Source organism: Streptomyces sp. P6-2-1 (assembly GCF_050613165.1).
In the GTDB taxonomy this organism is placed as follows: Bacteria; Actinomycetota; Actinomycetes; order Streptomycetales; family Streptomycetaceae; genus Streptomyces.
Map to the genome: position 1 here is coordinate 4,765,814 of NZ_CP192513.1, position 24,670 is coordinate 4,790,483.

Here is a 24,670-nt window from a genome sequence, read left to right on the forward strand (position 1 = left end):
CCGGCGTCACGGCGGGCGGGGGCGGTGCGGTGCGCGGCCGCGCGGGCGGTCACTCCCGTACGCCGGAGCGCGCGCCCGCATCGCCCGCGCGCCCTCCTGTACACCCCGTCCCTCTCCCGCCCGCCCGCGCCCCGTACCCACCCCGCCCACCGGTGCTGCCCCGCCCCGTGGCGGCACTGCCGCCCGGCGTCCGAACGCGGCACGCGCCACTGGCCATTGCCAGAGAGGGCGGAACTCGGGCATGCTCCCTGGAACGCGTCGGCGGACCGCCTCGGGCGGACCCTTCGGGGAGGAGTGAGGTCGTACCCTTGGGGGTATGCGCTGGGGAAGGCGATTCCCGGACAGTCGCACGATCCGGTGATCGCGCCGCTCCCTGTTCCTCCCCGTGCACCGCTTCCCCCGAGTTTCCCCCTGATTCGTTTCCCCTGATTCCTTCTTCCGTCTTCCTTGTCACGAGGACTCACTCGCCGAGACACCGATGGCCGGTCACGAATTCCCCGAACCAGCGGACCGCAAGCGGCCCACCGCCGAAACGGCGGCCGATCCCCTCGCGCTGGAGGAAAACCGCCCGTCCTGCGATCCGGCCTTCCGGCACGGCGTCGTGGTCGGCTTCGACGGTTCGACCTCCAGTGAACGGGCTCTCTCCTACGCCGTGGGGCTCGCGCTGCGCGCCGCGTCGGCGCTGATCATCGTCCACGTGGCCAACAGGCTGCCCACCACGGTGTGGGCGGGCTGCGAGCCACCCGTCTTCGTCGACGTCCCCGACCACCGCACCGAGGTGCTCGGCCTGGAGCTGGCCTGTGCCGACTTCCTCTCCGAAGTGCCCTGGGTCCTGGTGGAGCGGGGCGGCGACATCTGTCACGAGCTGGAGGAAGTGGGCAAGGAGTACGAGGCGGACGCCATCGTCGTCGGCACGACACACGGCGTCGTGGGCCGCATCTTCGGCTCCGTGTCGGGCCGCCTCGCCCGCCGAGCCCAGCGCCCGGTGATCGTCATCCCCTGAGGGGACGCGCCCGGGCGGATACGCGGACGGGGCGCCCCTCGCGAGGGACGCCCCGTACCGCAGGGCCCGTGCGGGCCCCGGCCCGTACGCGCCCCCGGCCCGTACCGCCGTCCCCTGCTATTCCACCGTCACCGACTTCGCGAGGTTGCGCGGCTTGTCGATGTCGCGGCCCATCGCGAGAGCCGTGTGGTAGGCGAAGAGCTGGAGCGGGATGCCCATGAGGATCGGGTCCAGCTCGTCCTCGTTCTTCGGCACGACGTAGGTGTCGTCGGCCTTCTCCTGCGGCTGGTGGGCGACGGCGAGTACGCGGCCCTCGCGCGCCTTGATCTCCTCGATCGCGGCCCGGTTCTTCTCCAGGAGTTCGTCGTCGGGGACGATCGCGACCGTCGGCAGCGCCGGCTCGATGAGGGCGAGCGGGCCGTGCTTCAGCTCCGAGGCCGGGTACGCCTCGGCGTGCACGTAACTGACCTCCTTGAGCTTGAGGCTCGCCTCGCGTGCCACCGGGTAGCCGCGCACGCGCCCGATGAACATCATCGAGCGGGCGCCCGCGTACAGCTTCGCCAGCTCCTTGACCTCGTCCTCGCGCTCCAGGATCTCCGCGATCTGCCCGGGCAGCCGCCGCAGCCCGTCGAGAAGGCGCTTGCCGTCGGCGACGGAGAGGTCGCGGATGCGGCCGAGGTGCAGGGCGAGGAGCGCGAAGGCGACGGTCGTGTTGGTGAAGCACTTGGTCGAGACCACGCAGACCTCGGGCCCGGCGTGCACGTAGACGCCGCCGTCCGTCTCGCGGGCGATCGCGGAGCCCACGACGTTGACGAAGCCGAGGACCTTCGCGCCCTTGCGCTTCAGCTCCTGCACGGCCGCGAGCACGTCGTAGGTCTCGCCGGACTGCGAGACGGCGATGTAGAGCGTGTCGGGGTCGACGACGGGGTTGCGGTAGCGGAACTCGCTCGCGGGCTCGGCGTCGGCGGGGATGCGGGCGATCTCCTCGATGAGCTGCGCGCCGATCTGCCCGGCGTGGTACGAGGTGCCGCAGCCGAGGATCTTGATGCGGCGCACCGTGCGGGCGTCGCGCGCGTCGAGGTTGAGCCCGTCGAGCCGTACGGTCGAGAAGCGCTCGTCGATCCGGCCGCGCAGCACGCGGTCGACGGCCTCGGCCTGCTCGCTCATCTCCTTGTGCATGTACGTGTCGTGGCCGCCCATGTCGTACGACTCGGCTTCCCACTCCACCGTGGTCGTCTCGGGGTTCGTGCGCGAGCCCTCGGTGGTGTAGGTGCGGAAGTCGTCGGCGGTCAGGGTCGCCATCTCGCCGTCGTCGAGCGTGACGATCTGGCGGGTGTGGGCGACGAGCGCGGCGACGTCGGAGGCGACGAACATCTCCTTGTCGCCGATGCCGAGGACGACGGGGGAGCCGTTGCGGGCCACGACGATCCGCTCGGGGAAGTCGGAGTGCAGCACCGCGATGCCGTACGTGCCCTCGATCTGGCCGAGCGCGGCGCGGACCCTGTCCTCCAGGGTCTCGTGCGGGGCCCTGGCGATGAGGTGGGTGAGCACCTCGGTGTCGGTCTCGGAGGCGAAGACGACGCCGTCGGCGGTGAGGCGGGCGCGCAGCTCGTCGGCGTTGTCGATGATGCCGTTGTGGACGACCGCGACCTGCTCGGCGGGGTCGAGGTGGGGGTGCGCGTTGTGGTCGCTGGGGGCGCCGTGGGTCGCCCAGCGGGTGTGCGCGATGCCGGTGGTGCCCGCGAAGCGCTTGGGAATGCGCGCCTCCAGGTCTCGGACGCGGCCCTTGCCCTTGGCGAGCTTGAGGCCCGGGGTCTTCGCCTTCGGGCTGGTGATCACGACACCCGCCGAGTCGTAACCCCGGTACTCCAGGCGCTGGAGCCCTTCGAGCAGCAGCGGAGCGACGTCGCGCCGCCCCACGTATCCCACGATTCCGCACATATTGCTTCCGCCCCTTGTGGTGGTACGGGCCCCTCGGTGGTACCCGCCGGTCCGGTGGTACGGGCCCTGTCGGGTCGTACGGGCGGTCCGGTGGTACGGGCCCCTATGGGTGGTCCGGGTGGTCCGGGTGGGTCCCGGTGGTCCGGGTGGGTCCGGTGGTCCGGGCCCTCTCGGGTGGTGCGTGCCCTTGCGCGGGTCCGGGCCCGTTCGGTGGTCCGGTCCGGCCCCGCGCGTCCCGGGGCGCGCTCAGCCGTAGACGATGCGCCGCAGCTGCCGCAGGGACAGCCGGGGTGGGGCCACCGCGCGGTGCGGCAGCTCCTCGGAGATCCGCGTGAAGATCGCCGGGTTGGTCAGGCCCTTGGCCTGGAGTTCCCGGTGCCGCCTGCGGACCCACTCCTCGGTGGTCTCGTCGTAGAACGCCAGGACGTCCATCACCACGCGGTGGGCCTCGCCACGGCTCAGCGGGGTACTCCGCGTGAGGTGGTCGAGCAGCTCGTCGAGCGGGTCGGGGTCGGTCCGGCGTTCTTGCACTCGTTGATATTGGGGGAGGGGGGTGGGGTTTCGCAAGAAATGTGCCCGATATCGGGCAGGAGTTGGTGGGTGGGCTCGGGGTGGCCCCCTCCCGCCCGGGGGGACGACCCCTACACCATCATCCCAACCCCCCACCCTCCGTAACGCCCCCAGAGCCCTCCGCACCCGAATCTGTGGATAACTTCGCGGAAGTCGCACAACGGCTCACTCCGAAGAGTGAGCCGTTGTGCGGCGCGACCGTGTTTGTCCACAGGGTGAGAACGGGTAGTGCGGCGCGGACCCGACGCCCGCCGCACGCGGGCCGGGCGGCGCCGGACGGCGCCGGGACGGGGACCGGGGCCGGGCGTGCGGTCCGGGCGGGGCGTGCGGTCCGGGCGGGGCGGGCGTGCGGGGCCGGGCGTGCGGGGCCGGACGACGTGCCGGGGGCCGGGCCGGGCGGCGCCGGGCCGGGCGGCCCCGCACGCCCGGCCCGCTCTCCCGTCAGTGGCGGCTCTTGCTCGTACCGCTGCGGCTGCGGCTCCTGTTCTTGCTCGAACCGCTCTTGTGGCTCTTCTTGTAGCCGCCGCCCGAGTACGAGGAGGACGAGCCCTTCGACGACTTCTGGCAGTCGTCGTCCTTCGGCGTGAACTTCAGCCGGGCGCCCGGCTCGGAAGCGCTCGCCTTGGTGTAGTCCTGCCGCTTCACCTCGTACCACCGGCCGTCCTGGTCCGACTTCCCGTTGACGTCGTCGAGCTGGACGCAGTAGAGCGAGGAAGGGGTGTTCGTCGTCCGCACGAGCGTCCCCCTCACCGCCTTCTGCCCGCCACTGCCGCACGCCGTGAGTGACAGGCTGAGCGCGAGGCCGATGGAAGCGGCGGCGACGGTGGTGCGGCGTCGGGTGTGCATGGAGATCCCCCCGGGTAGTGGGCGCCGCCCCCTGCGGCGCCTCTCCAGTAAGTTCGCTCCGCACGCCCGGACGGTTCCCGAAGGGGTGTACGGAGCGGAACCTCGGCACATTACCCGAGACGCGTGACGGCCACGCGGCGGGGCCCCGCCCGCTTCGCGCGCTCGCTCAGGCCGTCGTCGGCAGCCCCAGCTCCCTGGCGATCAGCATCCGCTGGACCTCGCTCGTGCCCTCGCCGATCTCCAGGATCTTCGCGTCGCGCCACATGCGCGCGACCGGGTACTCGTTCATGAAGCCGTAGCCGCCGTGCACCTGCGTCGCGTCCCGCGCGTTGTCGACCGCGATCGTCGACGAGTACAGCTTGGCGAGCGCCGCCTCCTTCTTGAACGGCTCCCCCATGACGAGCCTGCTCGCCGCGTCCCGCCACGACAACCGCGCGGTGTGCGCGCGCAGTTCCATGTCCGCGATCTTGAACTGGAGTGCCTGGTTCGCCCCGATCGGCTTCCCGAAGGCGTGCCGCTCCTTCGCGTACGCCACCGACTCGTCCACACACCCCTGCGCGAGCCCCGTCGCGAGCGCCGCGATCGCGACCCGCCCCTCGTCGAGGATACGGAGGAACTGCGCGTAGCCGCGCCCGAGTTCACCCAGCAGGTTCGCCTTCGGGACCCGTACGTCCTGGAAGGACAGCTCGCGTGTGTCCGAGGCGTTCCAGCCGACCTTCGAGTACGGCGCCGCGACCGTGAAGCCGGGCGTCCCCGAGGGCACGATGATCGAGGAAATGCGCGGGCGGCCGTCCTCCTTGCGCCCGGTCACGGCCGTCACCGTCACCAGACCTGTGATGTCCGTACCGGAATTGGTGATGAAGCACTTCGAGCCGTTGATGACCCACTCGTTCGTCGCCTCGTCGAGCACCGCCGTCGTGCGCGTGCCGCCCGCGTCCGAGCCCGCGCCCGGCTCGGTGAGCCCGAAGGCGCCCAGGATCTCGCCCGTGCACAGGCGCGGCAGCCACTCGCGCTTCTGCTCCTCGGTGCCGAAGAGGTGGATCGGCATCGCGCCGAGCGAGACGCCCGCCTCCAGCGTGATCGCCACCGAGGAGTCCACGCGCGCGAGTTCTTCCAGCGCGAGGCCGAGCGCGAGGTAGTCGCCGCCCATCCCGCCGTACTCCTCGGGGAAGGGCAGCCCGAAGAGCCCCATGCGGCCCATCTCGCGCACGATCTCGTAAGGGAACTCGTGCCGTTCGTAGTAGTCGCCGATCTTCGGCGCGACAACGTCGTGCGCGAACTCCTCGACGGTACAGCGCAGTTGCTCGTGCTCCTCGGTGAGCCTGTGGTCCAGGGGCATGGGGGTCACTCCTCGGTACGGGTGAGCGGGGCGCGCCCGGGGTGCCGGGACGCGGGGGAGGGGACGCCGCCGCCGGTCGGGCGGCGGGGCGGGCAGGGGCGGTACGGGGTGGTGCGGGCGTACGGCGTGGCGCGTGCGCACGGGGCGGGCGTACGGGGTCAGGAAGTGGCCAGGGCGCGGACCGCGCGGGACGGGGACGGGCGGCCGAGGTGGCCCGCCAGCCACGTACTCGTCTCCACGAGGGAATCGAGGTCGACGCCGGTCTCGACGCCGAGACCGCGCAGCATCCACACGAGGTCCTCGGTCGCCAGGTTCCCGGTCGCGCTGCGCGCGAAGGGGCAGCCGCCGAGCCCGCCCGCCGAGGCGTCGACCGTGGTCACGCCCATACGCAGCGCCTCCAGGGTGTTCGCGAGCGCCTGCCCGTACGTGTCGTGGAAGTGCACCCCGAGCGTCGGGAGCGGCACGCCCGCCTCCGTGAGCGCGGTGAGCAGCGCCCGTACGTGCCCCGCCGTCGCGACGCCGATCGTGTCGCCGAGGCTCAGCTCGTCGCAGCCCATCGCTTCGAGGGCCCGCGCGACGCGCACGACCCGCTCGACGGGCACGGGGCCCTCCCAGGGGTCGCCGAAGCACATCGACAGGTAGCCGCGCACGTGCGCGCCCGCCGCCTTCGCCTCGGCGACGACCGGCGCGAAGACCGCGAGGGACTCGTCGACCGTACGGTTCAGGTTGGCCTTCGCGAAGCTCTCCGTGACGCTCGCGAAGATCGCCACGCGGTCGGCGCCGAGCGCGAGCGCCCGCTCCAGGCCGCGCGCGTTCGGTACGAGCACGGGCAGCCGCAGGCCCTGCTCCCGCAGGTCCGCGAGGCGCGGGAACAGCTCCTCGGCATCGGCGAGCTGGGGCACCCACTTGGGGTGCACGAAGCTCGTCGCCTCGATCGTCGTGAGCCCCGCGGCCGCGAGCCTGTGCACGAACTCGGCCTTCACATCGACGGGTACGGTGCTCTTCTCGTTCTGGAGCCCGTCGCGCGCGCCCACTTCGTGGATGCGGACGCGGGACGGGAGCCCGTCGAGCGGGAACGCCATCGGGAGTCCGGTGCTCATGCCCGCGCCTCCTCGGCGGTCGACGGTTCGACGACCGCGAGGACTTCGTCCATCGCGACCGTGCTGCCGGGCCGTACGGCGAGGCGGGTCACCGTCCCGTCGTGCGGCGCGGTGATGACGTGCTCCATCTTCATCGCCTCCACCACCAGCAGGCCTTCACCCGCCCGTACCGTGTCGCCCTCCTGGGCCTTGACGACCGTGACCGTGCCCGGCATCGGCGCGGTGAGCGAGCCCGTGCCGCCCGCGCCCCCCGCCGCGCGCAGGGCGGCCGTGACCGGGTCGTGGTCGCGCACCTCCCACGCGTCGCCGTCGCGCCCGAGCCAGTCCCCTGCCCGTACGAAGCGCAGCCGCCGTCCCACCGCGGTGACCGTCACGGCCTCCTCGCTCACCTCGGCGTCCGCGGGCACCGTCCGCTCGACCGGCTCGTGGCCGGGGACCCGCAGCGGTACGCGCAGGGGCGCGGGGGTCCCGCCGAGCCGCCAGCCGTCCCCGGCCGCGAAGGGATCACGCCAGCCTGGGCCCTCCGCGCCCGCCCTGACCGCCGCCCTGCGCACCGCCGCTGCCGCCGCGTACACCTCGCGCGGTACCTCGGGCTCCACGAACCCGGCCGCCTCGCGCTCCACGAGCCCCGTGTCCAACTCACCCGCCACAACCTGCGGATGGGCCAGCAGGCGGCGCAGGAAGCCCGCGTTCGTCGGCACGCCGAGCGTCACCGTACGGGCGAGCGCGCCGCGCAGGCGCCGCAGGGCCGTGTCCCTGTCGGGGCCGTACGCGACGACCTTGGCGAGCATCGGGTCGTACGCGCTGCCGACCTCGACGCCCTCGCTGAGCCCCGAGTCGACCCGTACCCCTGGGCCCACCGGCTCCTCAAGCCGCAGCACTGTGCCGCCGCTCGGCAGGAACGCCGGTGTCCCGTCGATGAGTTGCACCGACTCGGCGCAGACGCGCGCCTCGACAGCGTGCCCTTCGAGCCGTACGTCCTCCTGCGCGAGCGGGAGGCGTTCCCCTGCCGCGACCCTGACCTGCCACTCGACGAGGTCGAGCCCGGTCACCAACTCGGTGACCGGGTGCTCCACTTGGAGACGCGTGTTCATCTCCATGAAGTAGTACGCCTCGGGCACGGTCCCGGCCGGGGCGTCCGGGTCGGGACCGGGGACGATGAACTCGACGGTGCCCGCGCCCTCGTAGCCGCAGGACCTGGCCGCGCGGACCGCCGCCTCGCCCATCGCCGTGCGCGTCGCCTCGTCGAGCAGGACCGAGGGGGCCTCCTCGACGAGCTTCTGGTGGCGGCGCTGGAGTGAGCACTCGCGCTCGCCCAGGTGGATGACGTTGCCGTGGCGGTCGGCGAAGACCTGGATCTCGATGTGCCGGGGCCGCTCGACCCACCGTTCGACGAGGAGCGTGTCGTCGCCGAAGGAGGAGCGGGCCTCGCGCCGCGCCGCCGCGATCTCCTCGGCGAGCAGCGCCGCGTCCCGTACCAGGCGCATGCCCTTGCCGCCGCCGCCCGCCGAGGGCTTGAGCAGCACGGGCATCCCGATCTCCCGCGCCGCGTCCGCGAGTTCCTCGTCATCGAGGCCGCTGCCGCTCGACCCCGGTACGACGGGGACGCCCGCCGCCCTCACGGTCTCCTTCGCGCGGATCTTGTCGCCCATGAGGTCGACGGCGTCCGCGGGGGGCCCGATGAAGACGAGGCCCGCTTCCGCGCACGCCCGCGCGAACGCCGCGTTCTCGGCGAGGAAGCCGTACCCCGGATGCACCGCCTGGGCGCCCGTGCGCCGGGCCGCCTCCAGGAGCGCCGGCACCGAGAGGTAGCTCTCGGTCGCGGGCGCCGGGCCGATGCGGACGGCCTCGTCGGCCTCCCGTACGTGCCGGGCGCGCGCGTCCGCGTCGCTGTAGACCGCGACCGAGCGGATACCGAGGGCCCGCAGGGTGCGGATGACGCGGACCGCGATCTCGCCGCGGTTGGCGATGAGGACGGTGTCGAACAGAGCGGTTCCTGGCATGGGCACCTTCGAAGTCGCCTTTGACGTCGGGGGAGTCGGGTTCGGTACGGAGGGTCGTCGCACCGGGATCACATCCGGAAGACGCCGAAGCGCGGTTCGGGCAGCGGCGCGTGGGCGCACGCGGTGAGCGCGAGGCCGAGGACGCGGCGCGTGTCGAGCGGGTCGATCACGCCGTCGTCCCACAGGCGCGCGGTCGCGTAATAGGCGTCGCCCTGCTTCTCGTACTGCTGCCTGACCGGCGCCTTGAAACGCTCCTCGTCCTCGGCCGGCCACTCCTCGCCGCGTGCCTCCAGCTGGTCGCGCTTGACGGTCGCGAGGACCGACGCGGCCTGCTCGCCGCCCATGACGGAGATCTTCGCGTTGGGCCACATCCACAGGAAGCGGGGCCCGTAGGCGCGGCCGCACATCGAGTAGTTGCCCGCCCCGTAGGAGCCGCCGATGACCACGGTCAGCTTCGGTACGCGCGTGGTCGCGACCGCCGTGACCATCTTCGCTCCGTGCTTCGCGATGCCGCCCGCCTCGTAGGCGCGGCCGACCATGAAGCCCGAGATGTTCTGGAGGAAGAGCAGCGGGATACCGCGCTGGTCGCACAACTCGATGAAGTGCGCGCCCTTCTGGGCCGACTCGGAGAAGAGGATGCCGTTGTTCGCGACGATCCCGACCGGGTGGCCGTGGAGGTGCGCGAATCCCGTCACGAGTGTCTGCCCGTACTCGGCCTTGAACTCCTGGAAGCGCGAGCCGTCCACGATCCGCGCGATGACCTCGCGCACGTCGTACGGGGTGCGCGAGTCAGCGGGCACGGCCCCGTACAGCCCGGAGGGATCGACCGCGGGTTCCTCCGGCTCCCGTACCGCCCAGGGGAGTTCCTTGCGCTCCGGCAGTGTCGCGACGATGTTCCTGACGATCCGCAGCGCATGCGCGTCGTCCTCGGCGAGGTGGTCGGTGACGCCCGACACGCGGCTGTGGACCTCGCCGCCGCCCAGCTCCTCGGCCGTGACGACCTCGCCCGTCGCCGCCTTCACGAGCGGCGGCCCGCCGAGGAAGATCGTGCCCTGGTCGCGCACGATGACCGCCTCGTCGCTCATCGCCGGGACGTACGCGCCGCCCGCCGTGCACGAGCCCATCACCGAGGCGATCTGCGGGATACCGGCGGCCGACATGCGTGCCTGGTTGTAGAAGATCCGCCCGAAGTGCTCGCGATCGGGGAAGACGTCGTCCTGCATCGGCAGGAACGCGCCGCCCGAGTCGACGAGATACACGCACGGGAGGCGGTTCTCCAGGGCGACCTCCTGCGCGCGCAGGTGCTTCTTGACGGTCATCGGGTAGTACGTACCGCCCTTGACCGTCGCGTCGTTGGCGACGACGACGCTCAACCGGCCCGAGATCATCCCGAGTCCAGCGACCACCCCGGCGGCGGGCGCGGCGCCCTCGTACAGCCCCTCGGCCGCGAGCGGCGCCAGCTCCAGGAACGGCGAACCGGCGTCGAGCAGCCCGTCGACGCGGTCGCGCGGCAGCATCTTGCCGCGCGAGACGTGCCGCTCGCGTGCCCGCTCGCCACCGCCGAGGCGTGCCCGCTCCAGGCGCGAGCGCAGCTCGTCGGCGAGCTTCGCGTGCGCGGCCACGTTGGCGCGCCACGTCTCGGAGCCGGGATCGGCGGACGTCGTGAGTACGGGGGCGAGCTGGGCCGGGGCCGTGGGGTGGACGCCGGAGGGCGCGGGCCCGGAGGAGTGGGCCCGGTGGAGGTGCGGGGCCGTGCCGCCCGTGCCGCCGCCGCTCGTCGCCGTCATCTGGTCCGCCATGCGGTCGATCCCCTCGCCGGCCGGGCTCCGTCGCCCGGCGGTCGCTGAACGTATGAAGCTGAACGTATGAAGCCGAACGTACGGAACCGAACGTACGGAACCGAGCTTGTTAGTGAGCGTTAACGTCTGCCGTTCAGGTTAACGAGCGCTAACGACCTTGTCTAGAATGACTTCCCATGAGCACCAGCCCCGCGAGCGCAGACGCGCCGACGAGACGGGTCCAGATCCTCCGGGAGGCCGCCCGCCTCTTCGCCGCGCGCGGCTTCCACGGGGTCGGAGTGGACGAGATAGGCGCGGCCGTGGGCATCAGCGGCCCCGGGCTCTACCGCCACTTCCCCGGCAAGGACGCGATGCTCGCGGAACTGCTCGTCGGCATCAGCGAGCGCCTGCTCGCGGGCGGCCGCGCGCGCCTCGCGGCGACGGAGGGGCCTCCGGAAGCGGTGCTCGACTCGCTCCTCGCGGGCCACATCGACTTCGCGCTCGACGACCGCGCCCTCATCGTCCTGCACGACCGCGAACTGGACCGCCTCCGCGACGAGGACCGCCGCAAGGTCCGCCGCCTCCAGCGCGAGTACGTCGAACTCTGGGTGGACACCCTCCGCGAGGCCCGCCCCACGACGGACGAGCCCACGGCCCGCGCGACGGTCCACGCGGTCTTCGGGCTCCTCAACTCGACCCCGCACCAGGTGGCCGACGGCATCGGGCGGGCCGAGATGGGCACGCTGCTGCTCCGGCTGGCGCGGGGGGCCTTCGGGGCGGCCTGAGTCCCGCCCTCGGGGGCGTGTCGGTGTCCGGCGGCGCGCGGCACGGCGCGGACCGGACCCGGCCGTCGCGGTGGGCCGCCCCCTCTGCCGCCTCACGCCTCCGCCCCCTGCCGCCTCACGCCTCCTCCACCGCCCCCCTGCCGCCTCACGCCACCCCCCTGCCGCCTCCGCCACCCCGCCTGCCGCCTCACGCCGCCTTCACTGCCTCCTCGCCGCCCTCGGGCGCCCGCTTCGGGGGCTCCTGGCCGCGTAGTGGGACCTCCTCGATGGCCAGGGCCGCCGCGACGGCCGCCAGGCCCGCGCAGGCACCCACCAGAAAGATCAAGTGCGTGGCCTGGGCCACGTGTTCGGTGTAGGCGGGGCCTGTCGCGGGGGCCCCGTGGACGCGCGAGGTGAAGAGCGAGGCGAAGAGCGCGAGGCCCAGAGAGCCGCCCAGGGTGCGGAAGAGGTTGGTCGCCGCCGACGCCGCTCCCATGTCGCGCATCGAGACCGAGTTCTGCGCGATCGTGTTCGCCATCTGCATCGCGAAGCCGCTGCCGATGCCCAGGAAGATCATGGAGACCGTCGTCACGGTGTGGGGCGTGTCGGTGCCCGCCGTCGACAGCAGGCCCATTCCGGCGACCATGCTCGCCGCGCCCACGACGGGGAAGAGCTTGTAGCGGCCCGTCGCCGACATGACCTTGCCCGCGAGGCTCGTCGCGAGGAGCGTCGCGATCATCATGGGGAGGAGCAGCAGGCCCGAGTGCGAGGCCGTCGCGCCCTGCACCACCTGCTGGTACAGGGGGAGATAGAGCGTCGCCCCGAACAGGGTCATGCCCGTCACGGTCAACAGCACAGCGGTGAGCGGGAAGTTGCGGTGGGCCGTGTACACACGCGGGGGCATCAACGGGTCGGGGGCGCGGTGTTCGGTCACGACGAAGCCCGCGAGGAGCGCGAAGGCGAGCGTGCCGAGGCCGATGATCCGCCACGAGCCCCACGCGTACGTGCTGCCCGCCCACGTCGCCGCCATCACGAAGGCCGAGATGGCCCCGCTGAGCAGCACGATCCCGGCCCAGTCGATGCGTACCGCCCCCTGCCGCTCCCGCGCCGGGAGCCGCAGCAGCAGGCCGCACCACGCGAGGCACACGAGACCGACGGGGACGTTCACGTAGAACGCCCAGCGCCAGCCGAGATGCCCGGTCACGAAGCCGCCGACGAGCGGCCCGCCGAGCTGCCCGACCGCCATGACGGCGGCGATCATGCCCTGGTACCTGCCACGTTCGCGCGGCGGCACGAGCGCGCCGATCAGGGCGAAGGCCCCCGCGCCCATGCCGCCCGCGCCGAGTCCCTGCACGACGCGGAAGGCGATGAGCGCGTCCATCGAGGGCGCGAGCCCGCACGCCACCGAGGTCACGAGGAAGAGCACGACCGAGGCGAGGAAGACGCGTTTGCGGTCGAGGAGATCACCGAGCTTGCCCCATACGGCCGTTGAGCACGCCGTCGCGAGCGTGTAGCCGGTCACGACCCACGACATCCGGTCGAGCCCGCCGAGGTCGTCGACGACGGTCGGCATCGCGGTGCCGACGATCAGGCCATCCAGCATGGACAGGAGCAGGGCGAGGAGGACGCCGAGCAGGACCCAGCGGACGGGCACGGGGCGGCGGGCGGGAGCAGGGGCGGGGGCTTGGGCGGCAGGAGAGGGGTCCTGGCGCGGGGTGTCGGCCATGACGTCCCCCTTTCTCGTTCTCGGGCAGGGGAGCGGCGCCGGTACGGGCGCGGGCGTCGGCATCCGTCCCGTGGGCCCGCCCCCCTTGGTGGATCTGTGGCAATGGCTTCCCTCGGGTGAACGACGCCGCACCTCGCTGCGGTACGCGCAGGCGTGCGAGGGGGCGCCCGCGCGCCCACATCGGCGTCCTCCCCGCGAACCGCCCCGCACCGGCGTCCTCCCCGCGAACCGCCCCGCACCGGCGTCCTCCCCGCGAACCGCCCCGCACCGGCGTCCTCCCCGCGAACCACCCCGCGCCGAGCGGCCGCGCGCACCGCCCCGCCCGCCCACGCCCGCCCGTACCGGCCTCGGCCCCAACGGGCCGACCCGCACGCGCGGTCGCGTGCCACGCTCGGTTACGTGACCGCGCCCGAAGCCGGCGCGACGGCACCGACAGGTACGCGCCCTGGCCCCGTACGCGCGAAGGCGCCGCCCCGCCCCGCAGGTGTACCTTCGGCCCTGCCCGCCCCGCCCTGTCCCCGTCTCACTTCACGTCACTTCGCTTCGCTTCGCCTTCGCCTTCGCCGAGGAGCCGCCCCCATGACGCAGCAACCCGCCGCGCCCGCCGCCGACTTCCCCGTCGTCCCCCTCCCCGGTGCCCGCCTCTCCTGCACCGTGCGCGGTACGGGGCCCGTCGCGCTGCTCGCGCACGGGATCACGCGCAGCCGCGCCCACGACGCCCGGTACGGTCTCGCCGACTACACACCCGTCTCGGCCCACCACCGCCTCGTGGCCTACGACGCGCGGGGGCACGGCGAGAGCGGGGGCAGGCCCGAACCGGCCGCGTACGAGTGGGGCGCCCTGGCCGGTGACATGCTCGCCCTCGCCGACCACTTCTCGCCGGAGGCCCCCGTCGCCGCGATCGGCACGTCGATGGGCACGGCGACGGCGCTCCACGCCGCGCTGCGCGCCCCCGAGCGCTTCTCCGCGCTGGTCCTCACCGCCGTTCCCACCGCCTGGGAGACCCGCGCGGCGCAGGCCGGGCTCTACCGCCGGATGGCGGCGCTCGCCGCGGAGGACCCCGCCGGACTCGCCGCCCTGCTCGCGGCCGTCCCGGGCCCGCCGATCTTCGACGGGCTCGACGGGGGCGGCGCCGACGTGCGCGCGGCCCTGCTGCCCGCCGTCCTGGAGGGCGCCGCCGGCTCCGACCTCCCGGACCCCGAGGCCCTCGCCCGCGTCACGGTGCCCACCCTCGTCCTCGCCTGGGACACCGACCCCGGCCACCCCGTCTCCTCCGCGGAGACCGTCGCCGAGCGCGTCCCGGGAGCCCGCCTGTCCGTGGCACGGACGGCGGATGAGGTCCGGGGCTGGGGACAGGTCGCCGCCGACTTCCTGCGCGAGACGGGGAGCTGAGGAGACCCGCTCCCCGGGACAGCGGGCTCCCGGCGCCGCGTGCGGGGGACTCGCCGTGCCCCCGCACGCGGCGCGTCGGCCCTGCTCCCCGGTTCCCCGTGCGTCGGCCGTGCTCCCCTCCCGCGTACGCCTCCGCCCGCCTCACTCCCGGACGAGCAGGTCCGCCCGGCCCCGGCTCGCCTCCACCAGGCGCGCGTTGACCTCGTCCGACTCCGCCACCCAGCGCTCCGCCCGCGCCCGGGACTTCCCGTACCGCACGTGCCGTTCGACGAGCCTGCGCACGCGCGTCTCCCGGTCCGGGGCGAGGAACCACGCCTCGTCGAGCAGGTCCCGTACCGCGGACCACGGGCCCTCGCCGAGCAGCAGGTAGTTGCCCTCGGTGACGACGAGCGGCACGTCCGGCGGGACGGGCACGGCCCCGGCGAGCGGTTCCTCCTCCTCCCGCCGGAAGAGCGGCGCGTACACGACCTCGCCCGGGACAGGGGTCCGCAGCCGCCGCAGGAGCGCCACGTACCCGGCCGCGTCGAACGTGTCGGGCGCCCCCTTCCGGCCCGCCCGCCCGAGCCGCTCCAGCTCCGCCTGTGCCAGGTGGAATCCGTCCATCGGTACGAGAACGGAGCCGGGCACAGCGGCGACGACCCGCTCCGCCAGCGTCGACTTCCCCGCCCCGGGAGCCCCGGCGATCCCCAGCAGACTCCGGCGGCCGGGGACGGAGAGGCGGCGGGCGCGGGCGAGGAGCGCTTCGGGGGCCGGGAGCGTGTCCATGCGGGGCATTGTGCCTCCGGGCCCCGCGGCCGGGTCGGGAAGGTGCGCCCGGGCCGGGTGCCCGGCGCCGGGCCGTACCGCGCTCCCGGTCCGCGTACCGGCCCCCCGCCACCCCGCGTACAGTCGAGTCAGTTCTGTGCGCGCACGATCGACCGGAGGTGCCCCATGACCGCTTTCTTCCCGCTCGGGCAGCTGAAGTCCGGGCCGCCTCCCGTGGCCGAGCCCGAGCCGGTCGGGATGGACCCCGCCGTCGAGGGCGAGGACGACTTCGACCCGGACGAGATGGCGGCGCTCCTCGTCTCCACGCGCGCCCAGCGCGGGCGCCCGGGCGGCGGCTCCTGCGCGGTCTGAGCCCGCGTTCCCGCGCCGCGCGCCCCCTCGCGCCCCGGCTCCCGCGCGGCGCGTGCCCCCGCCCCCAGACCTCCCCGTCCCATCTGGACACCCGCCATACGTGCGGGTAACTTCAAGGGTGAGCGGGCGCTTAGTATGTCCGGCGCCCCGCCTTCGTACGTACCGCGCGGACCGGCCCGCACCGGCCGCCGAAGGAGGGTGGCGTCAGTGCGCCGTACCGTTTACAACGAGGATCACGAGGCGTTCCGCGAGACGATCCGCGCCTTCATCGAGGCCGAGGTCGTGCCGCAGCACGAGGAGTGGGTGGCCGCGGGGCAGGCGCCGCGCGACTTCTACTACAAGCTCGGTGAGCTGGGCATCTTCGGCATCGAGGTGCCCGAGGAGTACGGCGGGGCGGGCGAGGAGTCCTTCAAGTTCCAGGCGATCCTCTCCGAGGAGACCGCCCGCGCAGGTGTCTCGCTCGGCGGCAGCGGCGTGCACGTCGCGCTGTGCCTGCCGTACCTCAAGGCGTACGCCACCGAGGAGCAGAAGAAGCGCTGGCTCCCCGACTTCGTCTCGGGCCGCACGATGTTCGCCATCGCGATGACCGAGCCCGGCACCGGCTCCGACCTCGCGGGCATGAAGACGACCGCGAAGCTCTCCGCCGACGGCACCCACTACGTGCTCAACGGCGCCAAGACCTTCATCACGGGCGGCGTCCACGCCGACCGCGTCATCGTCTGCGCCCGCACCGCGCCGCCGAAGGAGGACGACCGCCGCTTCGGCATCTCGCTCCTCGTCGTCGACACGAAGTCCGAGGGCTACGCGGTCGGCCGCAAGCTCGACAAACTCGGCCTCAAGACCTCCGACACCGCCGAACTCTCCTTCACCGACGTCAAGGTGCCCGTCGGCGACCTCCTCGGCGAGGAGAACAAGGGCTTCTCCTACCTCGGCCAGAACCTCCCGCAGGAGCGCCTCGGCATCGCCGTCGGCGCCTACGCGCAGGCCGCCGCCGCGGTCCGCTTCGCGCAGCAGTACGTGCAGGACCGCACCGTCTTCGGCAAGCCCGTCGCCGCGTTCCAGAACACCAAGTTCGAGCTGGCCGCCTGCAAGGCCGAGGTCGACGCGGCCGAGGCCGTGTGCGACCGCGCGCTCGAAGCGCACGACAAGGGCGAGCTGACCGCCGCCGAGGCCGCGTCCGCGAAGCTCTTCTGCACCGAGGTCGCCTCGCGCGTCATCGACCGCTGCCTCCAGCTCCACGGCGGCTACGGCTACATGAACGAGTACCCGATCGCCCGCCTGTACGCGGACAACCGCGTCAACCGCATCTACGGCGGCACGAGCGAGGTCATGAAGATGATCATCGCGAAGAGCATGGGGCTCTGAGCCGGTGACCGGACCGACGGGACCGACGGGGGCGTCCCTCGCGCGCACGAGGGACGCCGCCTCCCGTACGACGGGCTCCGTCGCGAGTACGAGAGAGTACGCCGTATGAGCGAAGCACTCGACGACCTCCTCGACCTCCTCGACCTGGAGCGGATCGAGGTGGACATCTTCCGGGGCCAGTCCCGGCCCACGCTCGTCCCGCGGGTGTTCGGCGGGCAGGTCGCCGCCCAGGCGCTCGTCGCCGCGGGCCGCACCGTGCCCGCCGACAGGTACGCGCACTCGCTGCACGCGTACTTCCTCGTCGCCGGGGACCCCGGCGCGCCCATCGTCTACCGCGTGGACCGCATCAGGGACGGCCGTTCCTTCACGACCCGGCGCGTCGTCGCGATCCAGCACGGCCAGCCGATCTTCCACCTCTCGTGCTCCTTCCAGGTGCGGGAGGAAGGGCTCGACCACCAGGCGCCGATGCCGCCCGCGCCCGACCCCGAGTCGCTGCCGAGCGCACCCGAGGCCCTGCCCAGGTACAGCGAGGCGGTCGGCGGCCCCGAGGTCGTGCGCAAGCTGCTCGAAGCCCGCGAGGCGGTCGACCTGCGGTACGTGGACGCACCCCCGTACGCGACCGCGGGGCAGCCGCGCGAGCCGCGCTCGCAGGTGTGGTTCCGCACCAACGGCAAGCTCGCGGGCGACGACCCGCTCCTGCACGTCGTCCTCGCGACGTACGTCTCGGACATGACGCTCCTCGACTCCGTCCTCCTCGCGCACGGGCGCGGCGGCTGGGTCACGGGCGACATCGTCGGCGCGAGCCTGGACCACGCCATGTGGTTCCACCGGCCCTTCCGCGCCGACGAGTGGCTCCTGTACGACCAGGAGTCCCCGTCGTCCTCGGGCGGCCGCGGCCTCGGCCAGGCCCGGATCTACACGCAGGACGGACGGCTCGCGATATCGGTCATCCAGGAGGGCTTGATGCGGGTGCCGCGCGAGCGGTGACGCGACAACGCGGTGCGCGGTGTCGTGGTGGGCGGGTTCGCGGCGCGCGGTGTCCGCCCGGTGGCGTCGTGAGGGGTGGTGTCGTGGGCACGGGTCCGGCGGGGCGTTTTCGCCGGGCCCGTACCCGTACCGCCGGGCGGGGCGTACCGGCCCGTGCCCGTACCGCTCGGCATACTGCGCCGCTATGAGCAGCAGTGACCCCGTACCGCAGCCCCCCGTGCCGCCCGCCCCCGCGCCCGACGGCGGTGGTGAGAGCACCGTCACCGTTCTCGTCGCGGCCGGGGCCAACCTCGGGATCGCCGCGGCGAAGCTCCTCGCCGGTCTCGTCAGCGGCTCGTCCGCGATGCTCTCGGAGGCCGCCCACTCGCTCGCGGACACCGTCACCGAGCTGCTCCTCCTGCTCGCGCTGCGGCGCAGCGCCAAGCCGGCCGACGAGGACCACCCGCTCGGGCACGGCCACGAACGCTACGTCTGGGCGCTCCTCGCCTCCGTCGCGACGTTCGTCGGCGGCGCGGTCTTCTCCGTGTACGACGGCATCCACACGCTCACGCACGGCGAGACCCTCGGCAACCCCCTCCTGTCGTACATCGTCCTGGCCATCGCCTTCCTCCTGGAGGGCTACTCCCTGCGGACGGGCCTCCGGCAAATGGCGGGGGAGGCGCGCGCGGCCCGTACGACGTTCTTCAGGCACCTGCGGTGGACGAGCGACACGACCGTCAAGGCCGTCGTCTTCGAGGACTCGGCGGCGCTCGCGGGCCTCGTCCTCGCCGCCGGTGGCGTCGCCCTCGCGCACGCGACGGGCGACGGCACGTGGGACGGCATCGCCTCACTGCTCATCGGCCTGCTCCTCGTCTGGGTCGCGTGGGTGCTCGGCCGCTCCAACGCCGAACTCCTCACCGGCCGCGCCCTGCCGCCCGCGGACCGCGCGGCGATCCGCGCCGAACTCCTCGCCACGGAGCACATCGAGGCCGTCCTGGACCTCGTCACGCTCGTCCAGGGACCCGACGAGGCCCTGATCGCCGCGAAGATCGACTTCCGCGACGCGTCGACGGCGGCCCAGATCGAGTGGACCTGCGAACACGCCGAACGCCGCATCCGCGAGCGCTTCCCCCGCGTGACCCGCGTCTACCTGGACCCGACACCGGGGGCGGGACAGCGGCGGAGGGAGGGGCTGAATCCGTGGGGGGACGCGGGCGCGTGATGGCCGAGCGGCCTTGCCTCCAAGGCGAGGGGCGTGAGCCATGAGGGCTACGGCTCGCGCCCCTCGCCCACGGCTCGCGCCCCTCGCCCACGGCTCGCGCCCCTCGCCCACGGCTCGCGCCCCCCGGCCCACGGCTCACGCCCCCCGGCGCGGCGCGGGCACGCGCGGCAGCAGCTCCCACAGGGGGCGCGACCCGCTCGCCCAGGTGCCCAGAAGCTCCCGGCCGACCAGGTGCATCCGCAAGGCCCCCGCCAGCTCGGGGCACTTGCCGCTGAACCGGCCGTTCGTGACGACGAGGACGACGTCCGCGCCGTGGAGCTGACGGGCCGTGCCGTTGACGCGCTGGAGGTCGGGGGTGCCGACGGCGGGTCCGGCGGCCCCGTCCCTGCGGTGCTTGCACTGCACGAGCCACCTGCGCCCGTACGGGTCCGTGGCGAGCACATCGGCGCCGCGGTCGTTCGCCCCGCCGACCTGCTCCGCGTCCAGGCAGCCGTCACGGCGCAGCAGGTCCCGGACCGCGTACTCGAACTGCCGGTGATCCAGCGCGTCGAGCGTGCCGAGTCCGAGCCGCAGGGCCCGCTGCCGCGCCCGTTCCCCCCGTGTCCGCTCGGCCCGCCTCCGCAGCCACCAGGCCCAGGCGGCGGCCCCGGCGAGTGCGAGCCCCAGCGGCACCCACCAGTGGGCGGCCAGCCAGCGGACAAGGGCGAGGAGGAGCGCGAGGGCCAGGACGGCGAGACCGGCGCGGCCGAGGGCGTCGTCATGGCGGGGGAGCCGACGGCGGGCGGGGGCGCGGCGAGGTGCCGGGGCGCGGCGGCGCGTGGGGGCACGGCGGGCCGGAGGGCGGCGGGCGGGTGTGCGGCGGGTGCGCGTGTGCCGGGTCACCGGTCCCACCGCACGTAGCTCCCGATCCAGCCCACGAGTCCCCCTCGCCTGACAGCACACCCCCGCCATGACACCACGTGTAGGTGGCACAGCGGTAGGTGACCGTGATTCCGGTTCCCGGTGCGGATGGCCGGGAGAGCGCGCGTACGAGGCGGCTCGGGCCGGTGGCGCCATGCCCTCCGACGCGCCCGCCTGGCCGCGGTCCCTTGCCGCTCCCCGCCCCCCCCACCTCGGCATACGCTGGGGCAATGCCTCCCTCCGCCCGCACCCCCGAGCCCGAGCGCGGCCCCGCGCGGGCCGCCTTCGGCAGTGAGCCGGACGCCTCCGGCGGCGGGCGGGGCGGCCCGGGCGGCGCGCGGGGCGCCTCGGCGGAAGCCGGTACGCGTACGGGGCGAAACGCCCCCGCGCACACGCCCCGGCGCACCCGGCCCGCCGCCCACGCGCCCGCGGCCCCCCGCGCCTCCGCCGCCACCCCGCCCGCCGCCCACCGTGCCCCGGCGGCCCCGGCGCCCACCCCCCTCGCCGCCTTCCTCCGTGCGCGTCGGGCGCTCGTGCGGCCCGAGGACGTCGGGCTCGTGGGGTCGGGGCGGCGGCGGTTGCCGGGGCTGCGGCGGGAGGAGGTCGCGGCGCTCGCGGGGATCTCGGCCGCGTACTACCTGCGGCTCGAACGCGGCCGCGACCGGCACCCGTCGCCGGAGGTGACGGAGGCCCTGGCCGACGTGCTGCGGCTCGACGCCGAGGCCCGCGCCCACCTGCGGGCCCTCGCCGTCGGCCGCCCGGCCGCCCAGGCCCCGTACGCCCCCGAGACCGTTCCCGAGCCGGTCCGCCGCCTCGTCCTCTCGCGCCACGACACCCCCGCCTTCGTGCAGGGCCGCTACCACGACGTCCTCGTGGCCAACCCGCTCGCGACGGCGCTCTCGCCGAGCTACCGCGAGGGCGTCAACCTGCTGCGCGCGACGTTCCTCGGCACGGCGGTGCGACCGCTGTACGAGGACTGGCCCGAGGTGGCCGCCTCCGTCGTCGCCTCGTTGCGCGCACAGACGGGGCCGGCTCCCGCCGACCCGGGGTTTGCCGCGCTCATCGACGAACTGCGGGAGGGGAGCGAGGAGTTCCGGACGCTCTGGGACCGGCACGACGTCCGCGCCCGCACGGCGGGCCGCACCCGTGTCCTCCACCCGTGCGCAGGGCCCCTGGACTTGGCGTACGAAAAGCTCACCATCCTTCCCGACGAGGGGCAGTTGCTCGTGGTCTACCACGCCGCGCCCGGCAGCCGTACGGAGTCCCTCCTCCGCACGCTCGTCGAGGCGGGCCCGGGCCGCCCATGAGCACCCCCCTCGCCGCCTTCCTCCGCGCCCGCCGCGACGCCCTCACGCCGCGGGCCGCCGGTATCGACCCCGGTCCGGGCCCGCGCCGCGTGCCTGGCCTGCGCCGCGAGGAGCTGGCGGACCTCGCGGGCATCAGCGTCGACTACTGCACACGCCTGGAGCAGGGCCGCGACCGGCATCCCTCCCCGGAGATCCTGGACGCCCTGGCCCGCGCCCTGCGCCTGGACCCGGCGACGCGCCGCCACCTCCACCACCTCGCGGGCCACCTGTCCCCGGCGCCGGCCCCGGCCACCGAACTCCCCGCGGGTCTCGGGGAGTTGCTGAAGGTCTGGCGGGACGTCCCCGCGGTCGTCCAGACCTCCACCCTGGACGTCCTCGCCGCGACCCCGTCCGCGACGGCCCTGGCCCCCTTCTACCGCCCCGGCGTGAACCTCCTCCGCGCGGCCTTCCTGACACCCGGGGTGAACACCCTCTACGCCGATGCCCCCACCCTCGTGGCCCGCGCGGTCGCCACCCTCCGCGCCCAGGCGGACCACACCCCCGACGACCCCCGCGTGCGCGCCCTGCGCGACGAACTCCTCGCCAAGTCCCCCGGTTTCGGCGCGATGTGGCGGCGCTACGAGGTCAACCCGCCCCCCGTCGGCGAACTCACCCTCACCCACCCCCTGGTCGGCCCTCTCACCCTCACGTACCAGCGCTTCGCCGTCCCCGCCCACCCCGGCACCCTCCTGGTGACCCACTCGGCGCGCCCCGGCACCACGTCGGAGCGGTCCCTGCGCCGCCTCGTCGCGGACGCGACCGACGCCAGGAGCTGACCGGCCCCCGCCGACCCGCTCCGGACCGCCCACGACGAGGCCCGCAGGCGTCAGGGCGTGATCAGTTCCTCGGCCAGCGTCCACAGGCGGTCCGCGTTCGCCGGGTCCAGGGCGTACGGGGCGACTCCGCCCGTGCCGAGCGGTCCCGGCCGTGCCACGACCGGGGATTCGGCGCAGTCCTCGAAGTAGCGGCCGCCGACGCCGTCCAGGAGCGGCGAGGCCGCGAGGAGCACGCTCGTGGCCGCGCCCTGCGGCACCGTCTTGCGCAGGTGCTCGGGGGTGCGCAGGCCGCCCGTGTGCTGCTGGAGGTGGGTCGCGATGGCGCCGGGGTGCAGCGCGTTCGCGCGGATGCCCTCGCCCGCCCACCGCCGGTCGGCGCCGACCGCGAGCAGCACGTTCGCCGTCTTCGACTGCGCGTACGCGGCCCACGGCTCGTACGGGCGGAAACGGAAGTCCACGTCGTCGAAGACCACGGGGGACATGAGGTGCGCGAGGGAGCTGACCGAGACGATCCGCGCCCCGCCCGCCGCCGCGAGCGCCGGGTACAGCCCCGACACCAGCGCGAAGTGCCCCACGAAGTTCGTGCCGAACTGCGACTCACGGCCCTCCGGGGTCCGCCGCAGCTCCGGGAGGGCCATGATCCCGGCGTTGTTCACGAGGATGTGCAGGGGCCCGCCGAACGTCGCGGTGAACTCCCGCACGGAGGCGAGGTCCGCCAGGTCGACGCGGGCCGCCGAGACCGCCGCGTTCCCCGTCGTACGGGTGATCTCCGCCGCCGCTTCGGCCGCGGCGTCCGGTCTGCGCGCGGCCAGTACGACCTCGGCCCCCGCCGCGGCGAGGGCGCGCGCCGTCTCCGTGCCGAGCCCGGACGTCGCGCCCGTCACGACGGCCCGTCTGCCCGCGAGGGACACGCCCGCCAGGACGTCGTCGGTCGTCGACGAGAAGCCGAAAGGTGTCTTCATCATGTCTGTTCCTCGGATGAGGTCGGGTGGTTCCGGATGGGTTCGGGCGGGTTCGGGAAACCGCGGGGTCAGGAGACCGCCGCCGTCGACACGTCCCACAGCCGTTCGGCCGCCTCCGTGTCCCGCGCCCAGGCCGCCACCCCGAACGGCTCAGGCTCCCGTGCCGCCCGCGCCGGGTCGATCACCGGGGCCTCCTGGCAGTTCTGGAGGTACAGGCCCGTCACGCCGTCCAGGAGCGGAGAGGCGACAGCGAGCACCGAGGTCGCCGCGCCCTGGTCCGCGCGGCGCCACGGGTACGAGGTGTAGACGGCACGCGCCTGTTCGTCCATGTCCGGCCCGAACGCGTACCGCTGGAGCGGGGACTTGATGCCGCCCGGCATCACCGCGTGCGCCGCGATCCCGTCCGCCGCCCAGCGGCTGCCCGCCCCGACGGCGAAGAGCGCGTCGGCGGTCTTCGACTGGCCGTAGGCGGCGAAGGGGTCGTACGGGCGGTGCGCGAAGTTGATGTCGTCGAAGACGACGGGCGAGGCGAAGTGGCCCGTGGAGGAGAGCGCGGCGATCCGCGCGCCCCCGGCCGCGGCGAGCGCGGGCCGCAGCCCGGTCGCGAGCGCGAAGTGCCCGAGGTGGTTCGTCGCGAACTGGCGCTCCCAGCCCCTGGGCGTGCGGTCGAGCGTGGGGAGCGCCATGATCCCGGCGTTGTTCACGAGCAGGTGCAGCGGGCCCTCCCAGGCCCGTACGAAGGCGCGCACCGAGCCCGGGTCGCTCAGGTCGAGCGGCGCGGCCGTCACGAGCGCGTTGCCCGTTTCCGCGGTGATACGCGCCGCGGCCTCACGGGCCGCCGCGAGGCCGCGCGCCGCGAGCACGACCCGCGCGCCCGCCGCGGCGAGGGCGCGCGACGTCGCCGCGCCGACGCCCGATGAACCGCCCGTGACGAGCGCGGTGCGGCCGTGCAGGTCCACACCGGCGAGCACGTCGTCGGCGGTGGAATCGCGGTCGAAGGGGGTGGTCAGGAGCGGCATGCGTACGTCCTCGCGGAGTCGGGAAGCTGGTCGCTCCACCGTGCGGCGGCCGCGGGCCGCGTGCCAGTGCTCCACCGAGGGGGGTAGTACGGGGGCCAGGCTCGGAATACACCTCCGGACGGGCCCTGGTCCGGGAGGCCCTAGTCCTTCGGGTGGTGGTCCAGATCCGTCAGCTCCTGGGCGAAGGTCAGGTTGAGCGGCTCGGGGCCCACGTACCGCTGGCACGGGCAGTCCCGCGCCTCGTACCGCTCCGGCCTGCTCTCCGCGTCCCAGGCGACGGCCGTCCGTACCGTCTCGTGGCAGCGGCCCCCCGTGTCGTGCGTCGCGAGGTGGTGGCCGCAGCCGCACACCGGCTCGGGAGGCCGCCCCGCCTCGACGCGCGCCCGCTCGGCCCGCGCCTTGGCCTCCGTGAGTTCGAGCCGCCGCTGGTGCCGCGTGCGCAGCGCCCTGCGCGCCCGCTCACCGATGCCGCCGCCTCCGAAGACGACCACGAAGAACAGCACCCACAACCACGTACTCATGTGCCCAACCCCCCG

Annotated in this window: 22 protein-coding genes; 9 read left to right on the forward strand and 13 right to left on the reverse strand. The window is 74.1% G+C overall.

Going from position 1 to position 24,670, the window contains the following annotated elements:
• The first annotated feature begins 478 nt into the window (after window positions 1-478).
• Window positions 479-1,003 carry a universal stress protein gene (locus ACQYWQ_RS20460; RefSeq protein WP_007822581.1) on the forward strand — a complete coding sequence of 175 codons (525 nt, stop codon included), beginning with the start codon at window positions 479-481 and terminating at the stop codon, window positions 1,001-1,003.
• A 117-nt stretch (window positions 1,004-1,120) separates the two neighbouring features.
• On the opposite strand, the gene glmS is transcribed toward ACQYWQ_RS20460, so the two are convergent.
• The 7 genes from glmS to ACQYWQ_RS20495 all read right to left on the reverse strand — a co-directional run bounded on the left by glmS (window position 1,121) and on the right by ACQYWQ_RS20495 (window position 10,601).
• Entirely contained in the window at window positions 1,121-2,944 is a 1,824-nt protein-coding gene (gene glmS / locus ACQYWQ_RS20465) for a glutamine--fructose-6-phosphate transaminase (isomerizing) (RefSeq protein WP_431036445.1), read from the reverse strand.
• 246 nt (window positions 2,945-3,190) lie between these two features.
• Entirely contained in the window at window positions 3,191-3,475 is a 285-nt protein-coding gene (locus ACQYWQ_RS20470) for a hypothetical protein (protein ID WP_431036446.1), read from the reverse strand.
• Between the two features lie 480 nt (window positions 3,476-3,955).
• Window positions 3,956-4,360 (reverse strand): hypothetical protein, encoded by a 405-nt coding sequence (locus ACQYWQ_RS20475; RefSeq protein ID WP_431036448.1) that lies wholly within the window; start codon window positions 4,358-4,360, stop codon window positions 3,956-3,958.
• A gap of 166 nt (window positions 4,361-4,526) precedes the next feature.
• Window positions 4,527-5,699: an acyl-CoA dehydrogenase family protein gene (locus ACQYWQ_RS20480; protein ID WP_431036450.1), complete on the reverse strand. Its 1,173-nt coding sequence runs from the start codon at window positions 5,697-5,699 to the stop codon at window positions 4,527-4,529.
• 158 nt (window positions 5,700-5,857) lie between these two features.
• Complete coding sequence (locus ACQYWQ_RS20485; protein ID WP_431036452.1) at window positions 5,858-6,799, reverse strand: hydroxymethylglutaryl-CoA lyase; 942 nt, start codon at window positions 6,797-6,799, stop codon at window positions 5,858-5,860.
• Window positions 6,796-8,802 carry a biotin carboxylase N-terminal domain-containing protein gene (locus ACQYWQ_RS20490; protein WP_431036454.1) on the reverse strand — a complete coding sequence of 669 codons (2,007 nt, stop codon included), beginning with the start codon at window positions 8,800-8,802 and terminating at the stop codon, window positions 6,796-6,798. Before ACQYWQ_RS20490 ends, ACQYWQ_RS20485 begins: the two co-directional genes overlap by 4 nt.
• 68 nt (window positions 8,803-8,870) lie before the next feature.
• Window positions 8,871-10,601, reverse strand: coding sequence for a carboxyl transferase domain-containing protein (locus ACQYWQ_RS20495; protein WP_431036456.1), 1,731 nt, complete (start codon window positions 10,599-10,601; stop codon window positions 8,871-8,873).
• A 176-nt stretch (window positions 10,602-10,777) separates the two neighbouring features.
• On the opposite strand from ACQYWQ_RS20495, the gene ACQYWQ_RS20500 reads away from it, so the two are divergent.
• On the forward strand, window positions 10,778-11,365 hold the full coding sequence (locus ACQYWQ_RS20500; protein WP_431036458.1) for an SACE_7040 family transcriptional regulator: 588 nt from the start codon (window positions 10,778-10,780) through the stop codon (window positions 11,363-11,365).
• Window positions 11,366-11,552: 187 nt separating this feature from the next.
• On the opposite strand, the gene ACQYWQ_RS20505 is transcribed toward ACQYWQ_RS20500, so the two are convergent.
• On the reverse strand, window positions 11,553-13,070 hold the full coding sequence (locus tag ACQYWQ_RS20505) for an MDR family MFS transporter (protein ID WP_431036460.1): 1,518 nt from the start codon (window positions 13,068-13,070) through the stop codon (window positions 11,553-11,555).
• Between the two features lie 579 nt (window positions 13,071-13,649).
• On the opposite strand from ACQYWQ_RS20505, the gene ACQYWQ_RS20510 reads away from it, so the two are divergent.
• The gene (locus ACQYWQ_RS20510; protein ID WP_431036462.1) at window positions 13,650-14,462 is read left to right on the forward strand and encodes an alpha/beta fold hydrolase; all 813 of its coding nucleotides are present in this window, start codon (window positions 13,650-13,652) and stop codon (window positions 14,460-14,462) included.
• Window positions 14,463-14,603: 141 nt separating this feature from the next.
• Here ACQYWQ_RS20510 and ACQYWQ_RS20515 read toward each other — a convergent pair whose 3' ends face one another.
• Window positions 14,604-15,236, reverse strand: coding sequence for a nucleoside/nucleotide kinase family protein (locus tag ACQYWQ_RS20515; RefSeq protein WP_431036463.1), 633 nt, complete (start codon window positions 15,234-15,236; stop codon window positions 14,604-14,606).
• 156 nt (window positions 15,237-15,392) lie between these two features.
• On the opposite strand from ACQYWQ_RS20515, the gene ACQYWQ_RS20520 reads away from it, so the two are divergent.
• From ACQYWQ_RS20520 to ACQYWQ_RS20535, 4 genes are all read left to right on the forward strand, one after another.
• On the forward strand, window positions 15,393-15,578 hold the full coding sequence (locus ACQYWQ_RS20520; protein ID WP_431036465.1) for a hypothetical protein: 186 nt from the start codon (window positions 15,393-15,395) through the stop codon (window positions 15,576-15,578).
• A gap of 207 nt (window positions 15,579-15,785) precedes the next feature.
• Window positions 15,786-16,943, forward strand: a complete 1,158-nt coding sequence (locus ACQYWQ_RS20525) for an acyl-CoA dehydrogenase family protein (protein WP_431036467.1) — start codon at window positions 15,786-15,788, stop codon at window positions 16,941-16,943.
• Window positions 16,944-17,048: 105 nt separating this feature from the next.
• Complete coding sequence (locus tag ACQYWQ_RS20530) at window positions 17,049-17,930, forward strand: acyl-CoA thioesterase (RefSeq protein WP_431036469.1); 882 nt, start codon at window positions 17,049-17,051, stop codon at window positions 17,928-17,930.
• Between the two features lie 184 nt (window positions 17,931-18,114).
• Entirely contained in the window at window positions 18,115-19,131 is a 1,017-nt protein-coding gene (locus ACQYWQ_RS20535; RefSeq protein ID WP_431036471.1) for a cation diffusion facilitator family transporter, read from the forward strand.
• A 135-nt stretch (window positions 19,132-19,266) separates the two neighbouring features.
• Here the strand turns inward: ACQYWQ_RS20535 and ACQYWQ_RS20540 are convergent, their stop codons facing one another.
• Window positions 19,267-20,013: a restriction endonuclease gene (locus tag ACQYWQ_RS20540; RefSeq protein ID WP_431036473.1), complete on the reverse strand. Its 747-nt coding sequence runs from the start codon at window positions 20,011-20,013 to the stop codon at window positions 19,267-19,269.
• A gap of 248 nt (window positions 20,014-20,261) precedes the next feature.
• Between ACQYWQ_RS20540 and ACQYWQ_RS20545 the strand changes: the two genes are divergently transcribed.
• Both ACQYWQ_RS20545 and ACQYWQ_RS20550 read left to right on the forward strand, forming a co-directional pair.
• Window positions 20,262-21,338 carry a helix-turn-helix transcriptional regulator gene (locus ACQYWQ_RS20545; protein WP_431036475.1) on the forward strand — a complete coding sequence of 359 codons (1,077 nt, stop codon included), beginning with the start codon at window positions 20,262-20,264 and terminating at the stop codon, window positions 21,336-21,338.
• Window positions 21,335-22,153 (forward strand): helix-turn-helix domain-containing protein, encoded by an 819-nt coding sequence (locus tag ACQYWQ_RS20550; RefSeq protein WP_431036477.1) that lies wholly within the window; start codon window positions 21,335-21,337, stop codon window positions 22,151-22,153. Before ACQYWQ_RS20545 ends, ACQYWQ_RS20550 begins: the two co-directional genes overlap by 4 nt.
• 50 nt (window positions 22,154-22,203) lie before the next feature.
• On the opposite strand, the gene ACQYWQ_RS20555 is transcribed toward ACQYWQ_RS20550, so the two are convergent.
• The 3 genes from ACQYWQ_RS20555 to ACQYWQ_RS20565 all read right to left on the reverse strand — a co-directional run bounded on the left by ACQYWQ_RS20555 (window position 22,204) and on the right by ACQYWQ_RS20565 (window position 24,655).
• Entirely contained in the window at window positions 22,204-23,118 is a 915-nt protein-coding gene (locus ACQYWQ_RS20555; protein ID WP_431036479.1) for an SDR family NAD(P)-dependent oxidoreductase, read from the reverse strand.
• 65 nt (window positions 23,119-23,183) lie between these two features.
• The gene (locus ACQYWQ_RS20560) at window positions 23,184-24,134 is read right to left on the reverse strand and encodes an SDR family NAD(P)-dependent oxidoreductase (protein ID WP_431036481.1); all 951 of its coding nucleotides are present in this window, start codon (window positions 24,132-24,134) and stop codon (window positions 23,184-23,186) included.
• 140 nt (window positions 24,135-24,274) lie between these two features.
• Window positions 24,275-24,655 (reverse strand): hypothetical protein, encoded by a 381-nt coding sequence (locus tag ACQYWQ_RS20565; protein WP_431036483.1) that lies wholly within the window; start codon window positions 24,653-24,655, stop codon window positions 24,275-24,277.
• Between the last annotated feature and the right edge of the window lie 15 nt (window positions 24,656-24,670).